The 20508-nt window shown below is 54.4% G+C and carries 2 protein-coding genes; both read left to right on the top strand.

What is annotated here, in order from left to right; genetic code table 11:
• Nucleotides 1-94: 94 nt before the first annotated feature.
• Complete coding sequence (locus tag LUCIF_RS01615; protein ID WP_122626131.1) at nt 95-1867, top strand: fatty acyl-AMP ligase; 1773 nt, start codon at nt 95-97, stop codon at nt 1865-1867.
• A complete protein-coding gene (locus LUCIF_RS01610) occupies nt 1860-20507 on the top strand; it encodes a non-ribosomal peptide synthetase/type I polyketide synthase (RefSeq protein WP_122626130.1) in 18648 nt (6215 codons plus the stop codon). The genes LUCIF_RS01615 and LUCIF_RS01610 overlap by 8 nt, the downstream gene beginning before the upstream one ends.
• The last annotated feature ends 1 nt before the right edge of the window (nt 20508 follow it).

Raw genomic sequence — 20508 nt, 5'->3', positions numbered from 1 at the left:
GAATGAAAATATAAGTGAATTTAATGTATAGACAAACGGAGCGCTGCAGAGCGTTTCTTTTTTTATAAAATTGTTTGGGAGGTTGGTTTGGTTCATGAAAAATACGGCGATTGAGTCATTGGGAGACATTTCATCTTTGGTAGAATTGCTTCGTTACCGGGCTTTACAACAACCCGAAAAACGCGCCTATACGTTTTTGACTAACGGGGAGAGCGAGAGAGGCTCGATAACTTATGCGGAATTAGAGCGGCGGGCCAGGGCGGTGGGGGCCTTTTTGCAAAGTCTGGAACTGAAAGGAGAACGGGCCTTGCTGCTTTATCCCGCCGGATTGGATTATATCATTGCTTTTTTGGGTTGTCTCTATGCCGGCGTGGCTGCGGTACCCGCTTATCCGCCACGGCTTAACCGCAATTTATTACGGCTGCAGAATATTGTTAACGATTCCAAAGCCCAGGCAGTATTGACAACTGCCGCGATTATCGCCAAGTTTGAGCCTTTGATCGAGCAGACACCGGGCTTGTCCGAACTGCAATGGTTAATGACGGACAGCATTAATACCGCCCTGGCTTATCGCTGGCAGGACCCGGCGGCAACGGGAGACACCCTGGCGTTTTTGCAGTATACGTCGGGTTCCGTAGGCTTGCCGAAGGGCGTTATGGTAAGCCACGGCAATGTCCTGAATAATGAAAAGGTCATTAATACGGCTTTTGAACTGCGGGAAGACACCGTGATCGTAGGATGGCTGCCGATTTACCACGATATGGGACTGATGGGCAATGTGCTCCAAACGCTATACACCGGCGGGTCCCATATCTTTATGTCGCCTGTGGACTTTCTCCAGAAACCCTACCGCTGGCTGAAAGCAATTTCCGACTATAAAGGGGTTTTTTGCGGCGGGCCGAATTTCGCCTACGATTTATGTGTTAACAAGATTACAGAGGAACAAAAGGCGACGCTGGATTTGCGCTCCTGGAGGGCGGCTTTTAACGGGGCGGAGCCGGTGCGCTATGAGACAATTGAACGCTTTACGGCGGCCTTCGAACCGGTCGGATTCAGCCGGACTGCCATGTATCCCTGCTATGGCATGGCCGAAACCACGTTGATGGTTTCCGGCGGCGGGGTCAATGAGCCGCCGGCAGCGGGAAAATTCAGCGCCCCGTCTTTGGAAAAAAATGAGATTGCTGCTTGCAGTGAGGCCGAACCGGGCCGGATTCTGGTAAGCTGCGGGCACGCCTGGCTGAACCATAAACTTGTAATTGCCGATCCGGAACTTTTAGTTCGGTGCGCGCCGGATAAAGTGGGAGAAATTTGGGTTTCCGGAGCCAGCGTTGCCGGGGGATACTGGAATAAACCGGAGACTACCCGCCGGACTTTTCATGCTTATTTGTCCGACAGCGGCGCCGGGCCTTTTTTACGGACCGGCGATCTGGGCTTTATTCATGACGGCGAATTGTTTGTCACGGGCCGTCTCAAAGACCTCATTATTATCCGGGGAACCAATCATTATCCCCAGGATATCGAATTGACGGTTGAACAATGTCATGAAGCCATCCGTCCGGGCTGCTGCGCCGCTTTTTCCCTGGATATCGACGGGGAAGAGCGGCTGGGTATTGTTGCCGAAATTGAACGGCGCTTCCGGCCGCGGGAAAATCAGGGCGAAGACGGGCAAAATGAGGTTTTGACGGAAATTTACAGTGCGATTCAAGAAAGTATATTTACTCAGCATGAACTACAGATTCACCAAATTTTATTATTGAAACCGGGCAGCATTCCCAAAACCTCCAGCGGCAAGATTCAGCGTCATGCCTGCCGCGCCGGCTTATTAGACGGAACGTTAAGCGCTGAAAGGGGAGTTATGAATGGCTAAAGACAGTTTCGGTGGGGCAGACACCGGCTCCGGCAAAGGAAGCGGAGAAATTCAGGAGTGGCTCCTTTGCCGCCTGGCGGAACGGTTAAAGGTAGACAAAAACAAAATCGGCATTCATGAACCTTTATATAATTATGGGTTGGATTCGGCGGAAGCCGTTATAATTACCGGCGAAATGAGCGAATGGCTGGGACGGACGATTTCTCCCACTTTGGTATGGGACTACCCATCCATCGCAAAAATTGTCCATTTCTTAACGGCCGCACCCGGTGAACCGGATGCCGGCAATACAAATCAGCCGGAGAATAAACTGGAACCGGTTGCCATCATTGGTATTGGCTGCCGTTTTCCCGGCGCCGCCGGACCGGCGGCATTCTGGAATTTACTGAAAAACGGCGTGGATGCCATTACGGAGATGCCGGCCCGCCGGGCCGGACAATCGGAGGCCGCCGGAATGGGCGGATATCTGGAAGAAGTCGAAAAATTTGATGCCCAATTTTTCGGTATTTCGCCGCGGGAAGCGGCCGGTATGGATCCGCAGCAGCGGCTGCTGCTGGAAACGGCCTGGGAGGCGCTGGAAGATGGCGGACAGGTGCCGGAACAGCTGGCCGGACAGAGAGTGGGCGTATTTGTAGGCATTTCCGGTTATGATTATGGTACGATGGTAAGAAATTATGCCCAAACGGATATATACGCCGCCACCGGCAACGCTCTGAGCATTGCCGCCAACCGGATTTCCTACCTGCTGAATTTCCGGGGGCCAAGCATGGCGATTGATACAGCCTGTTCTTCCTCTCTGGTGGCGGTGCATTTGGCTTGTCAAAGCTTGCGGCACGGGGAATCTTCCCTGGCTTTGGCGGGAGGCGTTAATCTTTTATTATCAACGGAAGTAACCGATGCTTTTTCTAAGGCCGGCATGCTGGCGCCGGACGGCCGCTGCAAGACCTTTGCCGCCGGAGCCAACGGGTATGTCCGGGGGGAAGGAGTGGGAGTCGTCGTGCTTAAGCTTTTATCCCAGGCATTGAGGGACGGTGACCCGGTATATGCCTTAATTCCGGGCAGTGCGGTCAATCAGGACGGACGCAGCAACGGGTTGACCGCTCCGAATGGACAGGCCCAGGAAGAGGTTGTGCGGGAAGCGTACCGGCGGGCCGGCGTTTCACCGGCCCAAATTCAGTATATTGAAGCGCACGGCACGGGGACTTCCCTGGGAGACCCAATCGAGGTCAATGCCGTGGGAAAAGTGCTGGCAGCGGGCCGTTCCCCCCAGAGCCCTTGCCGGATTGGCTCGGCCAAGACCAATATCGGTCATCTGGAGGCGGCCGCCGGTATTGCCGGTTTGATTAAAGTTGCGCTGGCTCTGAAGCACCGGCAAATTCCGCCCAGTCTTCATTTCGATCAGCCCAATCCGTATATTCCGTTTCCGGACTTGCCCCTAGAGGTACAGACGGAACTGGGTCCATGGCCGGAGAAAGAGGGGCCTCTATTGGCCGGAGTAAGTTCGTTCGGGTTTGGCGGGACCAATGCCCATGTGGTCCTGCAGAGTGTTCAGCCGGCTGCTTTAAAAAAGTACAGTATGGCCGGTTATGGGCCGCAGGCCGAATACCTGCTGCCCGTATCGGCGGCCAGTGAGGAAGCGTTGCAGGCATTGGCGCGGTCTTACCGGGATTATCTAATGGGGGAAGGCGGCAACGTTCCGGTAAAAGACATCGGCTATACGGCCGCAATCCGCCGGAGCCATCACCGGTGCCGGCTGGCGACGGTTGTCCGCTCCCGGCAGGAGTGCATTGATTTTTTCACGGATTATCTTAACGGGGAAGCGCCAGGGTTGGCAGGCAGTGAAAATAGACCGGTGAAACCGCCCAAGCTGGTTTTTGTTTTTTCCGGCCAGGGTCCCCAATGGTGGGCTATGGGCCGGGAGCTTTTTCAGACGGAGCCGGTATTCCGGGAGGCTATTGAAGAATGTGATGCCTTATTTCACCGGCATGCCGACTGGTCGCTGATTACGGAATTAATGGCGGAAAAATCCGAGAGCCGCCTGGATCAAACCGAATATGTCCAACCGGCTCTCTTTTCTATACAAGTGGCGTTGGCCCGGTTATGGCTGACATGGGGCATTGAGCCGGCAGCAGTAGTCGGCCATAGCATGGGGGAAGTGGCGGCGGCGCATATTGCAGGCGCTTTGAGTCTTGCCGATGCTGTACGGGTCATTTTTCACCGCAGCCGGCTTATGCAGAGAACAACCGGCCAGGGAAAAACCATAGCGGTTGGACTGGCTTGGGAAGAAGCAAACTCGCTGCTGCAGGGGTACGAAAAGAAAGTCTCTGTCGCTTGCTATAACGGGCCCACGTCGCTGATTTTATCCGGGGAACCGGACAGTATGGATGAAATTATGGCAACGTTGCAGCAAAAGAACGTATTTTGCAAAGCCTTACCGGTAAAATACGCTTTTCATAGTCCGCAAATGGAACCGCTGCTGGCAGAATTGACGGAATCCCTGCAGGGATTGCAGCCCCAGCCGGCGGGGCTGCCGGTTTACTCAACCGTTACCGGCCGGCTGATAGACGGGCAGGAGCTGGATGCCGGTTATTGGGCCGGCAACCTCAGAAAGTCGGTGCTTTTTTCCACCGCTGTCGAAGCGTTGGCGCAAGATGATTATAATGTGTTTGTTGAAATAAGCCCGCATCCCGTACTGGCCGGGGCAGTCAGACAAAGCCTTGTTAAGGCGGAAAAAGACGGGATTGTGCTGCCTTCGATACGCCGGCAAGAACCGGAGCGGGCAGTCATACTGAATTCGCTGGGAAAATTGTACGCTCTCGGCTATAGCGTGAAATGGAAGGCTCTTTATCCGGAAGGAGGAAAATGCATTTCCCTGCCGGCCTATCCCTGGCAGCGGGAAGCCTACTGGTTTGAATCGGTAGGGTCCCGGATGGTTTATACGCCGGCGGCGGTGCCTGCAGTTGACAGTGAATGGGACCGGTGGCTGTATAAGCTGGATTGGCAGCCGGCCGAAAGCAGCCTGAATCCGGCGGATCAGGGCGGGGGAAGCTGGCTGATTTTTACCCGGCGTGAGGGGATTGGCGAGGCGATTGCCCGGCGTTTAAACGAGTTGGGGAAAAGAACGGTATTGGCTTATCCGGGTGAGTCTTTCCAACAGGAAGCGGCCAATGTATTCATCGCCGGCCCGTCACGGGAAGATATGAAGCAGCTTTTACAGGCCGTGAGGGATTCCTGTCAGGGGATAATCCATACCTGGAGCATCCGGTCCGCTGTTCAGAATGAGGTTACCCTGGCGGATCTGGAAACAGCGCAAAGTTGGGGCTGCCTGCATATCCTTACGCTGATTCAGGCGATCCGGGCAGCCGGCCCGATGCCGAATTGGCCGCGATTATGGCTGATAACCCGAGACAGTCAGGCCGTTCTGCCAGCCGGCGCCGGCATTGATGTTGCCCAGGCGCCGCTGTGGGGCCTGGGGCGGACCATTGCCCTGGAACAGCAAGAATTATGGGGCGGCTTGATAGATATAGACTCCGCTATGACGGATGAACTGAGCGCTCAAATGGCAGTGGACGACCTTTTCCGGACGGACGAAGAGCAGCTTGCTTACCGCCAGGGAGTGCGTTATGCAGCCCGTTTGCAGCGTGATAGCGCTTCCCGGAAAGAAAAAGTTCCGTTTTCCTGGCCAACCAATGCTGCCTATTTAATAACCGGCGGCTTGGGTGACTTAGGTATGCAGGTGGCCCGCTGGATGGCAGCGCAGGGAGCCAGGCGGCTCATTCTGCTGGGACGGACTGAATTGCCGCCCCGGGCCGTATGGGGGGATGTTCTTTCCCAGGGAGGACGGCTGGCCCGTCAAATCACCGGGATTAAAGAGTTGGAAGCGATGGGCACCAGTATTCATTTGGCTGCTGTCGATGTGGCGGATGCAACGCAACTGGCTGCCTTCCTGCAAAATTACTGCACCGAGGGCTGGCCGCCAATCCGGGGTGTCGTGCATGCGGCGGGAACCGTCGCCGACCAGTTGCTGACGGAGTGCGGTCAGGATTCTTTCCGGGAAGTACTGCGGCCTAAAATTATGGGCGCCTGGAACTTGCATAACTTGCTTGCGGATGTTCCTCTGGACTTTTTCCTGCTGTTTTCCTCTGTTTCGGCGGTGCTGAGTTCACCCCGTCTGGGCAGTTATGCGGCGGCTAACGCTTTTTTGGACGCTCTGGCCCACTACCGGCGCGGACTAAAATTACCCGCTTTAAGTATTGATTGGGGGCCCTGGGCGGAAATCGGCATGGCGGCGCGTTTTGGCGTCCTGGCGTCGACTGACGGCACCGGCATGAAGGCAATTGCACCGGAACAGGGGCTAAGGCTGCTGGAAAATTTGTTCAGACGGGATCTGACGCAGATTCTGGCCATGGATGTAGACTGGGTGCGCTGGCATACGGTGTATCAACAGATGGGTGAAACAGCGCTGCTGGCGGAATTGCTGCGGCAAGAATGCGAAGCGGCGGCTACGGTCAGCGGAGACGGCTCTCAGGAACCCTCTTTCCGCTCGGAATGGCTGGCGGCCGGACCGGATGAACGCCGTCAATTGCTGCTGGATTCTCTTTGTGAGCAGACGGCGCTGGTTTTGCAACTGCCCAAAGCCAGGCTGGATGTTCAGACTTCCTTGCACCAACTGGGCTTTGACTCCATCATGGCCATTGAGCTCAAAAACCGGCTGGAAAAGACGCTGGGCATAGTGGTGCCGATGGTGCATTTTTTGCAGGGCCCCAGCATCACCGGACTGGCTGACCAAATTCAGGAATTATTAGCAGCCGATGCGCCGGCCTCCGTCATACCGCCTGCGACTGAACAGGAATATTATCCGGTTTCTTCGGCGCAAAAGCGAATGTTTATTTTGAATCAATTTGAAAGAAATGATACGGTGTATAACAACTTTGTGGCGTTTAAGGCGGCGGGCGATTTGGACCGGAGCCGGTTTGAGCAGGCTCTGAACCGGCTCATTCAGCGTCACGAAACGCTGCGTACTTCTTTTACAATTGTTGACGGCAAGCCCGTACAAAGGGTTCATCCGGCAATTGAATTTGCCGTCGAGTTTATGCAGGAGAAAGGAGAAGCGATCCCGGAGATCCTGCAAAAGTTCTCCCGGCCCTTTGATTTAAGCCAGGCGCCTCTTTTCCGGGTGGGTTTGGTGGAAATCGCGGCCGGCGAACACATTGTTTTATTCGACATGCATCATATCATATCCGACGGCGTAACGGCGGATATTTTTATCAAAGAGCTGGCGGGCTTGTATGAAGGCAGCGAATTACCGGCAATGCGGCTCCAATATAAGGACTTTGCCGTATGGCAGGAAAGGAGCCTGCAAACGGCGGCATGGCGGCGGCAGGAGGAATACTGGCTGCAGGCTTTGGCCGGCGAACTGCCTGTATTAAACCTGCCCACGGACTATCCGCGCCCGTCTGTCAGAAGTTTTACGGGAGACGTATTGCGGTTTAGCCTGGAAGAAAAATTGACGGAGCAATTAAACCGGCTTGCCAGAGAAAACGGTACGACCTTATATATGGTGCTGCTGGCGGCCTATACTGCGGTACTGTCTCAATATACCGGCCAGGAGGATATTATTGTCGGTTCCCCGATTACAGGACGGCCCTATGCCGATTTGCATAATATTATCGGCGTGTTTGTCAATACACTGGCCATGCGGAACTACCCGGAAAAAGAGAAGAACTTCCGGCAATTTCTGCAGGAAGTGAAAGAAAACGCCCTGAGGGCTTATGAAAACCAGGACTATCAATTTGAAGAATTGGTGGACAAGCTGGATATCCCGCGGAATTTAAGCCGCAATCCGCTGTTCGACACCATGTTTGCGCTGCAAAGTGTGGACATGGCTGAGCTGACGATTGGCGATCTACGCTTCTCCCGTTTGGACTTCTATAATAAGATTGCCAAATTTGATGTCACTCTGGAAGCAATCGAACGGAATAACCGGCTGGATTTCACGCTGGAATACGATACCAAATTGTTTAAACCGGCAACCATCGACAGACTCCGGGGGCATTTGGAACAGGCTTTAAAGAGGATCGTGGAACGGCCGGACAGCAAGCTGGCGGATATTGAACTTTTAACGGCGGCGGAAAAAGAGCAGCTTCTCACCGGTTTCAATCCGGCGCCGACGGAGTATCCCCGGGATAAAACCATCCCGGAACTGTTCGAAGAACAAGCCGCGAAAAACCCCGACCGGATTGCCGTGACCTTCGGCGACCGGCAGCTCACCTATGCGGAATTGAACAGCCGGGCTAACCAGCTGGCCCGAGCGCTCCGCTGCCGCGGCGTCACGGCCAACACCATCGTCGGCCTGCTGCTGGACCGCTCACCGGCCATGATTACCGGCATCCTGGGTATCCTGAAGGCCGGCGGGGCCTATCTCCCCATCGACCCGGACTACCCGGCGGACCGGATTGCCTATATGCTGGCCGACAGCGGCGCCCAACTCCTCATTACCCGGCCGGAACTGTCCGACGCGGCCGGCTTTGCCGGCGACCTCCTCGATGTGGACGACCCGGCCCTGTACCAGGGCGATACGGCGAACCTGGCCAAAGAAAATACGGCTCCGGATTTAGCCTATGTGATTTATACATCAGGATCAACGGGCAAGCCCAAAGGAAATCTGACCATGCACACCAATGTGGTGCGGGTCGTCAAAAATACAAACTATATTACGATAACCGGCAGCGACGTGCTGCTGCAGTTATCCAACTACGCTTTTGACGGTTCGGTGTTTGACATCTACGGAGCCCTGCTGAACGGAGCCAGACTGGTGCTGATTGACAAAGCGGCGGTGCTGGATATGCCCCGGCTGGCCCGGATTATCGAAACCGAACAGGTAACGGTCTTCTTTATTACCACGGCCCTGTTCAACACCCTGGTGGATGTAAACCTGGAAAGTCTGAAACAGGTACGGAAGATTCTGTTCGGCGGGGAAGCGGCTTCGCCACGGCATGTGGAGAAGGCCTTTGAGACACTGGGGAAAGGCCGGGTGGTAAACATGTACGGTCCGACGGAGACAACCGTATTTGCTACATACCACGAAATCAACGGCCTGGCGGATACGGCAGGGAGCATTCCCATCGGCAAGCCGGTGGCCAATACCCGCCTTTATATCCTGGACCGGGCAGGAAGGCTGCAGCCGGTGGGAGTGCCGGGAGAACTGTGTATTGCCGGGGACGGTCTGGCTCAGGGATATTTAAACCGGCCGGAACTGACGGCGGAGAAATTTGTCGCCGACCCGTTTGTAACGGGAGAGAGGATGTACCGGAGCGGGGATCTGGCGCGGTGGCGGCCTGACGGAACAGTGGAATTCATCGGCCGGATGGACCAGCAAATCAAGCTGAGAGGGTTCCGGGTGGAACTGGGCGAGATTGAGACGGAACTGTTGAAACAGCCGTCTATCACCGAAGCGCTGGTGGTGGCGAAACAAGAGGCCAGCGGCTACCAGTATCTGTGCGCGTATATCGTGGCAGAACGGGAAGTGGCGGCGGCCAAGCTGAAGGAGGAACTGCAGCAAAGCCTGCCGGACTATATGATTCCGGCGAGCGTGATGCAACTGGAAAAGATGCCGTTGACGCCGAACGGGAAGATCGACCGGAAGGCGCTGCCGGAACCGGCGGGGGGAATCCGGACGGGAACGGAGTATGTGGCGCCGCGTAATGAGGCGGAAGCGAGAATGGCGCAAGTGTGGCAGGACGTTCTGGCAGTAGAAAAGGTGGGAATGGAAGACAACTTTTTCGAACTCGGCGGCCATTCCCTGAAAGCCATTATGCTGGCAGCCAAAATCCATAAGGAATTTAGCGCGGAAGTGCCGCTTACGGCTATTTTTAAGGCGCAGACTGTCGGGGAGCTCAGCAAAACCGTAGCGGGAATGGCGCTCAAAGACTATATGACCATTGAGCCGGCGGCAGAGCAGGAATATTATCCGGTTTCCTCAGCCCAGAAGCGGATGTTTATTCTCAACCGGCTGGAACCGGAGAATACGGCTTACAATATGCCGGCGGCTTTCAAGATAAATGGCTTTTTGGATAAGCTGCGTTTGGAAGGGGCCCTGCAAAAGCTGATTGCCCGGCACGAGGCATTGCGGACCTCGTTTGAACTGATTGACGGCGAGCCGGTACAACGGATTCACCCGGCTATTGATTTTACGATCGAATGCCAGCAGGGAACGGAAGCGGTTCTTCCTGTTATTTTTCAGGCTTTTGTCCGCCCCTTTGACCTAAGCAAAGCGCCGCTCTTGCGGGTAGGCCTGGTAGAGGTGACTCCCAATCAGTATGTGGTGCTGTTTGATATGCACCATATCATTGCCGATGGCGTTTCCATCGGAATTATAGTCCGGGAACTGGCCGGTCTGTATGAAGGACGGGAACTGCCGGCGCTTACAATTCAATACAAAGATTTTTCAGTATGGCAAAATAACCTGTTGACAACGGAACGGCTGAAGCAGCAGGAAGACTATTGGCTGCAAACCCTGGCGGGAGAGCTGCCGGTGCTCAATTTGCCCGGTGATTACCTCCGACCGCCGGTCAGAAGCTTTGAGGGAGACGAACTGGATTTTGCCGTACCGGAAGAACTGACGGCGAAATTAAATCAGCTCGCCGTGGAGCGGGGCACGACTTTGTATATGGTGTTGCTGGCGGCATATAATGTCGTATTGTCCCGGTACAGCGGCCAGGAAGACATCATTGTGGGGACGCCGATTGCCGGCAGGCCCCATGCGGATCTGGAAAATATGGTAGGCATGTTTGTTAATACGCTGGCAATGCGCAATTTCCCGGCAGAAACAAAAAGCTTCCGGGAATTTTTGCAGGAGGTCAAAGCCAACGCCCTGGCGGCCTACGAGCATCAGGACTATCAATTTGAAGAATTGGTGGACAATTTGGATATACCGCGGGATTTAAGCCGCAACCCCGTATTCAGCACCCTGTTTACACTCCAGAATGTGGATATAGCCACCCTTAGCATGGGAGACTTGCAGTTTATTGCCTATGAATTCGACAATAAGACGGCAAAATTTGATTTGACCCTGCGAGCCGTGGAACGGAACAACCGGCTGGAATTTACCCTGGAATATTACAGTAAACTTTTTAAGACGGAAACAGTCCGGCGGCTGGGAAAACACTTTGTGAATGTGCTGAACAGCATCGTGGAACAGCCGGAGGCAACCCTGAGCGGTATCAATATGCTATCCCAAAAGGAAAAACGGCAGGTCCTGATTGATTTTAACAACCGGAAATTGGTCTGTCCGGTTGTTAAAACAATTCCGCAGCTGTTTCAGGAGCAGGCGTCAAAAAATCCCCAACGGATTGCCGTAACCTTTGGCGAGCGGCAGGTAACCTATCAGGAGCTTAACCGCAGGGCCAATCAACTGGCCAGAGTGCTGCGGGGCAAAGGCGTGGGTCCGAACAGCATTGTCGGCCTTATGGTGGAACGGTCGCCGGAAATGATGGCCGGCATCCTGGGAATTCTGAAAGCCGGCGGGGCTTATCTGCCCATTGATCCCGGATACGGCCGGGAACGCATCGCCTACATGCTGGAAAATAGCCAGGCCAAAATCCTGCTTACGCAAACCCGGCTTAAGGATAAGGCGCCGGTCAATATGGAAATCATTGATTTGACTGATTCAGAGATTGATTCGGCGAAAAGCTCGAATGTAAAACTTTTAAATCAGCCGGCTGATTTGGCCTATGTCATTTATACCTCCGGCACAACAGGCCGGCCCAAGGGCGTTATGATTGAACAGCGTCAGGTTGTCAATCTGGTTTACGGGTTGCAGGATCAAATCTATCAAAAGTACGACTCCTTTTTGAATGTAGCGCTGTTATCACCCTATGTCTTTGATGCTTCGGTCAAACAGATCTTCCCGGCCCTTCTGTTAGGACATAATTTGTGCATTGTACCGGAAGAGAGCCGTTTTGACCGGGACGGACTGCTGCATTTCTACCGCACTCATCACATCGATATTTCCGACGGAACGCCGGCTCATATCAAAATTTTCAATGCCCGTTCCCAGACCGGGGAATTCCCGGCAGTAAAAGAATTCTTAATTGGCGGTGAGGCGCTTTCTTATACTGCGGTGCAGGAATTTATCGGCCAATTTAGCGGTGGCAAGGTTACCGTTACCAATGTTTACGGACCTACCGAATGTTGCGATGTTGCCACGGTTTATCCCGTTGACTGCACTAAATCCCGGGCGGCGGATATTGTCCCCATCGGCCGGCCGCTGGCTAATGTGGAAATTTATATATTGGGACAGGATCTGACGGTCCTTCCCGTGAATGCCGTCGGCGAGGTCTATATTGGCGGACAGGGCGTCGGCCGGGGTTATTTGAATCAGCCGGAAATGACGGCGGAAAAGTTTGTGACCAATCCGTTTCTTCCCGGTACGAAAATGTACCGGACCGGAGACTTGGCCCGGTGGCTGCCGGACGGAACCATCGATTTTCTTGGCCGGGTGGACCATCAGGTCAAAATCAGGGGTTTTCGCATTGAATTAGGCGAAATCGAAACGCAGCTCTTAACTTATGCCGGGATCAAGGAAGCCGTTGCGGTAGTCAGGGAGGATCCAAACGGACAGAAATATTTGTGTGCCTATCTTGTTGCCGGACAGGAACTGACGGTTGCGGCTCTCAGGGAACATTTGGCCCCCAAACTGCCTGATTATATGATTCCGGCGGCGTTTGTGCAACTGGCAAAGATGCCGTTGACAGGCAACGGGAAGGTTGACCGGCGTGCGCTGCCCGAACCCGACGGCGGAATGAGTACAGGAACGGAGTATGTGGCGCCCGGGAATGAAATGGAAGCCAAAATGGTGCAAATTTGGCAGGAGGTTTTAGGAACGGCTCCCATTGGCCTGGAAGATAACTTTTTTGCTTTAGGTGGCCATTCTTTAAAAGCGGTAACTCTGGCCGCCAGAATTAAGCGGGAATACGGGACGGAAGTGCCGCTTACGGAAGTGTTTAAAGCCCAAACCGTCAGGGATATGTGCCGGACCGTTGCCGGGGCGGCGCAAGCGGGCTATGACTCGATCCAGCCGGTGGCCGGCCGGGAAACCTATCCCGTCTCTTCGGCGCAAAAGAGAATGTTTATTCTGAACCAGTTCGAACCCGGCGATACCACCTATAACATGCCGGCCGCGTTTAAGATGGAAGGGTTACTGGACCCGGGCCGGCTGACGGCAGCCTGGCAAAAACTCATTAGGCGGCACGAAATATTACGGACTTCTTTTGAAGTTATTGACGGCGAACCGTTACAACGGGTTCATAACGCAACGAAATTTGCCATTGAGTCAATTGCCGGCGCGGAAGCGGCGATACCGGCGATGATTCGCGGCTTTGTGCGTCCTTTCGATCTAAGCCGGGCGCCGCTCCTTCGGGTGGGGCTGGTCAAACTGGCCGAGGATCAGCATGTGGTACTGTTTGATATGCACCATATCATCGGCGACGGTGTATCCATGCGGATTTTGGTCAAAGAACTGACCTGGCTTTATGAAGGGCAGAACTTACCGGAATTGCGGATTCAATATAAAGATTTTTCGGCCTGGCAGAATAATTTGCTAGCCAGTGAACGCTTTAAACAGCAGGAAACATACTGGCTGCAGGCTTTGGCCGGTGAACTGCCCGTATTGAATCTGCCTACGGATTATTCAAGGCCGGCGGTGCGCAGTTTTGCCGGCGAGCGGCTGCGGTTTGCCCTCGAACCGGCAATGACGGCGGCATTAAATCAGCTCGCCCTGGAAACCGGGACGACTTTGTACATGGTGCTGCTGGCGGCTTATAACGTATTGCTGGCCAAATACAGCGGCCAGGAAGACATCATCGTCGGTTCGCCTGTTGCCGGCCGGCCCCATGCGGATTTGGAAAATATGCTCGGCATGTTTGTCAATACCCTGGCTATGCGGAATTACCCGGAACAAGAGAAAAGTTTCCTTCACTTCCTGCAGGAAGTGAAGGAAAATGCCCTCAAGGCTTATGAAAATCAGGACTATCAATTTGAAGAACTGGTGGATAAGTTGGATATACCGCGGAATTTAAGCCGCAATCCGCTGTTCGACGCCATGTTTGCCCTCCAGAATACGGAGCAGGCGGAACTGGCTATAGGAGGCCTGCATTTTTCCCGCTATGAATTTGACAGTAAGATTGCCAAGTTTGATCTAACCTTAGAGGCAACGGAACGGAACAACCGGCTGGAGTTTTCTTTGGAATACGACGCTAAGCTGTTTAAACCGGCGACGGCCGGGCGGCTGAAAGAACACTATGTAAATATACTGACCGGGATATTAGTCCGGCCGGACAGCAAGCTGGCGGACATTGAACTTTTAACGGCGGCGGAAAAAGATCAGCTTCTCACCGGTTTTAATCCGGCGCCGACAGAGTATCCCCGGGATCAAACCATCCCGGAACTGTTCGAAGAACAAGCCGCGCAAAACCCGGACCGGATTGCCGTGACCTTCGGCGAGCAGCAGCTCACCTATGCGGAACTGAACAGTAAGGCCAACCAACTGGCCCGGGCGCTCCGCCGCCGCGGCGTCACGGCCAACACTATCGTCGGCCTGCTGCTGGACCGTTCACCGGCCATGATTACCGGCATCCTGGGTATCTTAAAGGCCGGCGGGGCTTATCTCCCCATCGACCCGGACTATCCGGCGGACCGGATTGCCTATATGTTAGCCGACAGCGGTGCCCAACTCCTTATTACCCGGCCGGAATTGTCCGCCGCGGCCTGGTTTGCCGGCGAACTCCTCGATGTGGACGATCCGGCCCTGTACCAGGGCGATACGGCGAACCTGGCCAAAGAAAATACGGCCCGGGACCTGGCCTATGTAATTTATACCTCGGGGTCGACGGGCAAGCCCAAAGGAAATCTGACTATGCACACCAATGTGGTGCGGGTCGTCAAAAATACGAACTACATTACGATAACCGGCAGTGACGTACTGCTGCAGTTATCTAACTACGCTTTTGACGGTTCGGTGTTTGACATCTATGGCGCCCTGCTGAACGGAGCCGGACTGGTGCTGATTGACAAAGCGGCGGTGCTGGATATGCCCCGGCTGACCCGGATTATCGAAATCGAACAGGTAACGGTCTTCTTTATTACCACCGCCCTGTTCAATACTCTGGTGGATGTAAATCTGGAAAGTCTGAAACAGGTACGGAAGATTCTGTTCGGCGGGGAAGCGGCTTCGCCCCGGCATGTGAAGAAAGCCTTCACGGCGCTGGGAAAAGGCCGGGTGGTGAACATGTACGGCCCGACGGAGACAACCGTATTTGCCACATATCACGAAATCAACCATCTGATGGATACAGAAGGAAGCATTCCCATCGGCAAGCCGGTGGGAAACACCCGTCTTTATATCCTGGACCGGGCAGGCAGGCTGCAGCCCGTGGGAGTGCCGGGAGAACTGTGCATTGCCGGCGACGGTCTGGCTCAGGGATATTTGAACCGGCCGGAACTGACGGCGGAGAAATTTGTCGCCGACCCGTTCGCAGCGGGAGAGAGAATGTACCGGAGCGGGGATCTGGCGCGGTGGAAACCGGACGGGACGGTGGAATTCATCGGACGGATGGACCATCAAATCAAGCTGCGAGGGTTTCGGGTGGAACTGGGCGAGATTGAGGCGGAACTGTTGAAACAGCCGTCCGTAACGGAGGCGCTGGTGATAGCCAAACAAGAGGCGAGCGGTTACCAATATCTGTGCGCCTATATCGTGGCGGAGCAGGAGGTGGCGGCGGCCAGGCTGAAGGAGGAACTGCAGCAAAGCCTGCCGGACTATATGATTCCGGCGAGTGTAATTCAGCTGGAAAAGATGCCGCTGACGCCGAACGGGAAAATTGACCGGAAGGCGCTGCCGGAACCGGCGGGGAGAATCCGGACGGGAAGGGAGTATGTGGCGCCGCGCAATGAGGCGGAAGCCAAAATGGCACAAGTGTGGCAGGAAGTTCTAGGAGTCGAAAAGGTAGGCAGGGAAGACAACTTTTTCGAACTCGGCGGCCATTCCCTGAAAGCGATTATGCTGGCGGCTAAAATCCATAAGGAATTTGGCACGGCAGTGCCGCTTACGACTATCTTTAAGGCGCAGACCGTCGGGGAGCTCAGCAAAACCGTAGCGGGAACGGCGCAACATGACTATGCGGCCATTGAACCGGCGGCGGAGCAGGAATATTACCCGGTCTCTCCGGCCCAAATGCGCATGTTTATCCTCAATCAGTTTGAGGCGCAGGACACGGTCTATAACATGCCGGCCGCCTTTATGGTAGAAGGCCGCTTGGACAGAAACCGTTTTGAGCAGGCCGTAAAAGAGCTGATGGCGCGGCATGAAAGCTTACGAACTTCATTCGCTTTAATTGACGGGGAGCCGATGCAAACGGTTCACCCGGAAATAGACTTTTCCCTTGGCTTTTTGCGAACGGTCCGGGAGAATATACCGGATCTTATCAAAAACTTTGTTCAACCTTTTGATTTAGGCCAGGCGCCGCTATTCCGCGTAACTTTGGCTGAAGCCGGTCCAACCAGCTATATTGTGCTGTTTGACATGCACCATATCATTGCCGACGGCGTGTCCATGGGAATTTTGGTCAAAGAATTGGCGGCTCTGTATGAGGGACGGGAATTGCCGGCCCTGCGAATTCAGTATAAAGATTTTTCGGTTTGGCAGAAGCAGTTGCTGGCATCAGAACGCTTAAAACAGCAGGAAGCATACTGGCTGCAAACCTTGTCCGGCGAACTGCCGGTACTGAATTTGCCCGGCGATTACCCCCGGCCGGCCGTCCGAAGTTTTGAAGGGGACCGGTTCGAAATGATTTTGGACGAAGAAGTAACGGCCGGGTTAAACAAGCTGGCGGCCCAAAGCGGTACGACATTATATATGGTCTTGCTGGCGGCGTATAATGTCTTATTGGCCAGATACAGCGGCCAGGAAGATATTATTGTCGGCACGCCGATTGCCGGCCGGCCCCATGCGGATTTGGAAAATGTCATCGGCATGTTTGTCAATACCCTGGCATTGCGCAACTTCCCGGCGGGAACGAAAAGTTTCCGGGACTTTTTGCAAGAAGTCAAGGAAAATGCGTTAGCCGCTTATGAACATCAGGATTACCAATTCGAGGAACTGGTGGATAAGCTGGGGACCGCGAGAACCTTAAACCGGAATCCCTTATTTGACACTATGTTTACGCTGCAGAATGTGGATATAGCTCCTCTTAGCCTGGGAGGTTTGCAGTTTGTTCCCTATGAACTCAAAAATAATACCGCCAAATTTGATTTAACCTGTCAGGCCGTGGAACAGGACCGTCAGCTGATAATAACCCTGGAATATTACTGTAAACTGTTTAGCAGAGATATGGTAGAACGGCTGGCTAAGCATTTTAGCAGGATTTTACATTGCATTGCAGCGCAGCCGCAAATCGAGCTCGGGGCCATTGAACTGTTGTCGGCGGCGGAAAGACAGCAAATACTGGTTGACTTTAACCGGACCCAGGCCGCCTATCCGCAAAACCGGACCGTCGTCAGCCTGTTTGAAGAACAGGCGGCGAAGGCGCCGGAGAATACGGCGGCTGCCCTTGACCTGGAACGGCTGAGCTATCAGGAATTAAACGGCAAAGCCAACCAGCTGGCGCGGCAGCTGCGGCAAAAAGGCATCAAAGCTAACCACGTCGTGGGGATACTGGCGGAGCGTTCACCGGCAATGCTGGTCGGGTTGCTGGGTATTCTGAAAGCCGGCGGGGCTTATCTGCCCATTGATCCGGAGTATCCGGCCGACCGTGTCGGATATATGCTGGCGGACAGCGGCGCAACGGTCCTCTTGACACAGCGGCATCTGGCGGGGAAAGCCGCTTCTTTCGCCGGCGCAACGGTTGATTTGGATGACTCCCAATTATATAACGGCGACCGGACGAATCTTTATTTAAAACAAAAGCCCGACGATTTAGTCTATGTGATTTATACTTCCGGTTCCACGGGAAAACCCAAAGGGGTGGAAATTGAGCACGCCAGCCTGGTGAACCTGGTCACCTGGCATCAGCGGACCTATAACATTCGCGCCACGGACCGAGCCACGCTGCTGGCCGGTCCGGCCTTTGACGCAGCGGTGTGGGAAATCTGGCCCTATTTGACCGCCGGGGCGGGATTATACATTCCCAATCAGGAAACCCGGGCTTCCCTAAGAGGCCTGATCCGGTGGCTCAGGGAAACCGGGATTACGGCCAGCTTCATGCCGACACCCCTGGCCGAGGCGCTCTTAGGGGAAGAATGGCCGGCGGATGCGCCGCTGCAGGCCCTGTTGACCGGCGGAGACCAGCTGCACCGCCGCCCGCCGCGGAATCTGCCTTTTGACCTGGTCAACCATTACGGCCCGACCGAGAGCACGGTAGTGGCGACCTGCGCCAAAGTGGACCCGGCCGGGGCCAGTGATATGCTGCCGTCAATTGGCCGGCCGATTGATAATACCCGCATCTATATTGTGGGGCAAAACAATCAACTGCAGCCGGTAGGAGTGGCCGGTGAACTTTGTATCGGCGGCGACGGTCTGGCCCGGGGCTATTTGAACCGGCCGGAACTGACGGCGGAAAAGTTCACCGCCAATCCGTTTATACCCGGTGAACGGATGTACCGGACGGGCGACCTGGCCCGGTGGCTGCCGGACGGCAGCCTGGAATATCTGGGCCGCCTGGATCAGCAAGTTAAGATCCGCGGTTTCCGGGTGGAGCTGGGTGAAATTGAAGCGGAACTGGTCAAACACCCGGCGGTTAAAGAAACGGTAGTCCTGGCGAAGGACGATGGCGCCGGCGGAAAATATCTGTGCGCTTACATTCTAACCAGCCGGGAAGTGGCCGTGGCTGAACTCCGGGAGCATTTAAGCCGGGTACTGCCGGGCTATATGGTGCCGGCGGCGTTTGTCGAGCTGGCAGCCATACCGCTAACGCCCAACGGGAAGATTGACCGGAACGCGTTGCCGGAACCGGAGGCCGGTATCCATACGGGGACGGAATATGTGGCGCCGGCCAATGAAACGGAAGAAAGGATGGCCCGGCTTTGGCAGGAAGTGCTGGGCGTCGAAAGGGTAGGAATGAAAGATAACTTTTTCGAGCTGGGCGGGCATTCGTTAAAGACAATTACCCTGGCGGCGAGAATTCACAAAGAATTTGGCGTCGAGGTAGCGTTGACGGACCTGTTTAAAGCGCCGACCATCCAGGAACTGGTCAGGAATATGGCGGGGGCGGCGGCAACAGACTACGGGGCCATCGAAGCGGCGCCCAAACAGGAATATTATCCCGTTTCCTCGGCGCAAAAACGGATGTTTATTTTAAGCCAGCTGGAAAATAACGATACGGCTTATAACATGTCGGCCGCTCTGCAGGTAGAAGGGCCTCTGGATGAGCGGCGCTTTGATGCCGCCTGGCAAAAGCTGATGCAACGGCATGAAACGTTACGGACTTCTTTTGAATTCGCCGGCGGCGAGCCGGTACAACGGGTCCATCCGGCTGTTGAGTTTATCATAGAAAGACTGCAGGGAGCGGAAAACGAGCTGCCGGAGATTATGCAGGCATTTGTGCATCCCTTCGATTTAAGCCAGGCTCCGCTTTTGCGGGTGGGCCTGCTGAAATTGGACAAGGACCGGCATGTTCTGTTCTTTGATATGCACCATATTATTTCGGACGGTGTGTCCATGGGCATTTTAATCAAAGAACTGGCCGGTTTGTATGAAGAAAAGGAATTGCCGGCCTTAAAAATCCAATATAAAGATTTTGCACTTTGGCAGAACCGGCAATTCCGGGGCGAAATTCTGAAAAAACAGGAGGCATACTGGCTGCAGGCCTTCGCCGGTGAACTGCCGGAACTGAATTTGCCTGCCGATTATCCCCGGCCGGCCGTGAGAAGTTTCGCCGGCGATCGGGTGACATTAACGCTGGGCGGGGAATTGACGGCAGAACTAAACAAGCTTGCCGGCCAAACCGGCACGACCCTGTACATGGTGCTGCTGGCGGCCTATAACGTTTTATTGGCGAAACACAGCGGCCAGGAGGAGCTGATTGTCGGCACGCCGATTGCCGGCCGGCCTCATGCGGACCTGGAAAATCTTATTGGGGTCTTTGTCAATACACTGGCCTTGCGGAATTATCCGGCGGGAAATAAAACCTTCCAGGCGTTTTTACAAGAGGTCAAAAACCAGGCGCTGGCCGCCTATGAACACCAGGACTACCCCTTTGAGGAACTGGTTGAAAAACTGAATCTGGCCAGGGAACTAAACCGCAATCCGCTGTTTGACACCATGTTTGCCTTACAAAATATAGATATGGCGCCGCTGGCAATGGGCGATTTACAGTTTGCGCCCTGCGAATTGGCGAATAAAACGGCAAAATTCGATTTGACCTTATACGCGGCGGCAGCAGATAACGGATTGGAACTTATGCTGGAGTATTATACGGAGTTGTTTACCGCCCAAACGGCGATGAGACTTTTAGAGGACTATTGCAAGATTCTTGCGGCGGTTACACAAAACAAAGACATCCTGATTAAAACGATTGCACTGGAAAAACAGCCGAACAAGCGTAAGCGCATCCAGTCCGACTGGAACTTTAATCTATCGGGGGCGTAAC

Origin of the sequence: Allolucifera butyrica (assembly GCF_900476375.1) — a bacterium.
Lineage (GTDB): Bacteria > Bacillota > Negativicutes > Sporomusales > UPPP01 > Lucifera > Lucifera butyrica.
This window is presented reverse-complemented; position numbering and strand designations above follow the sequence as displayed.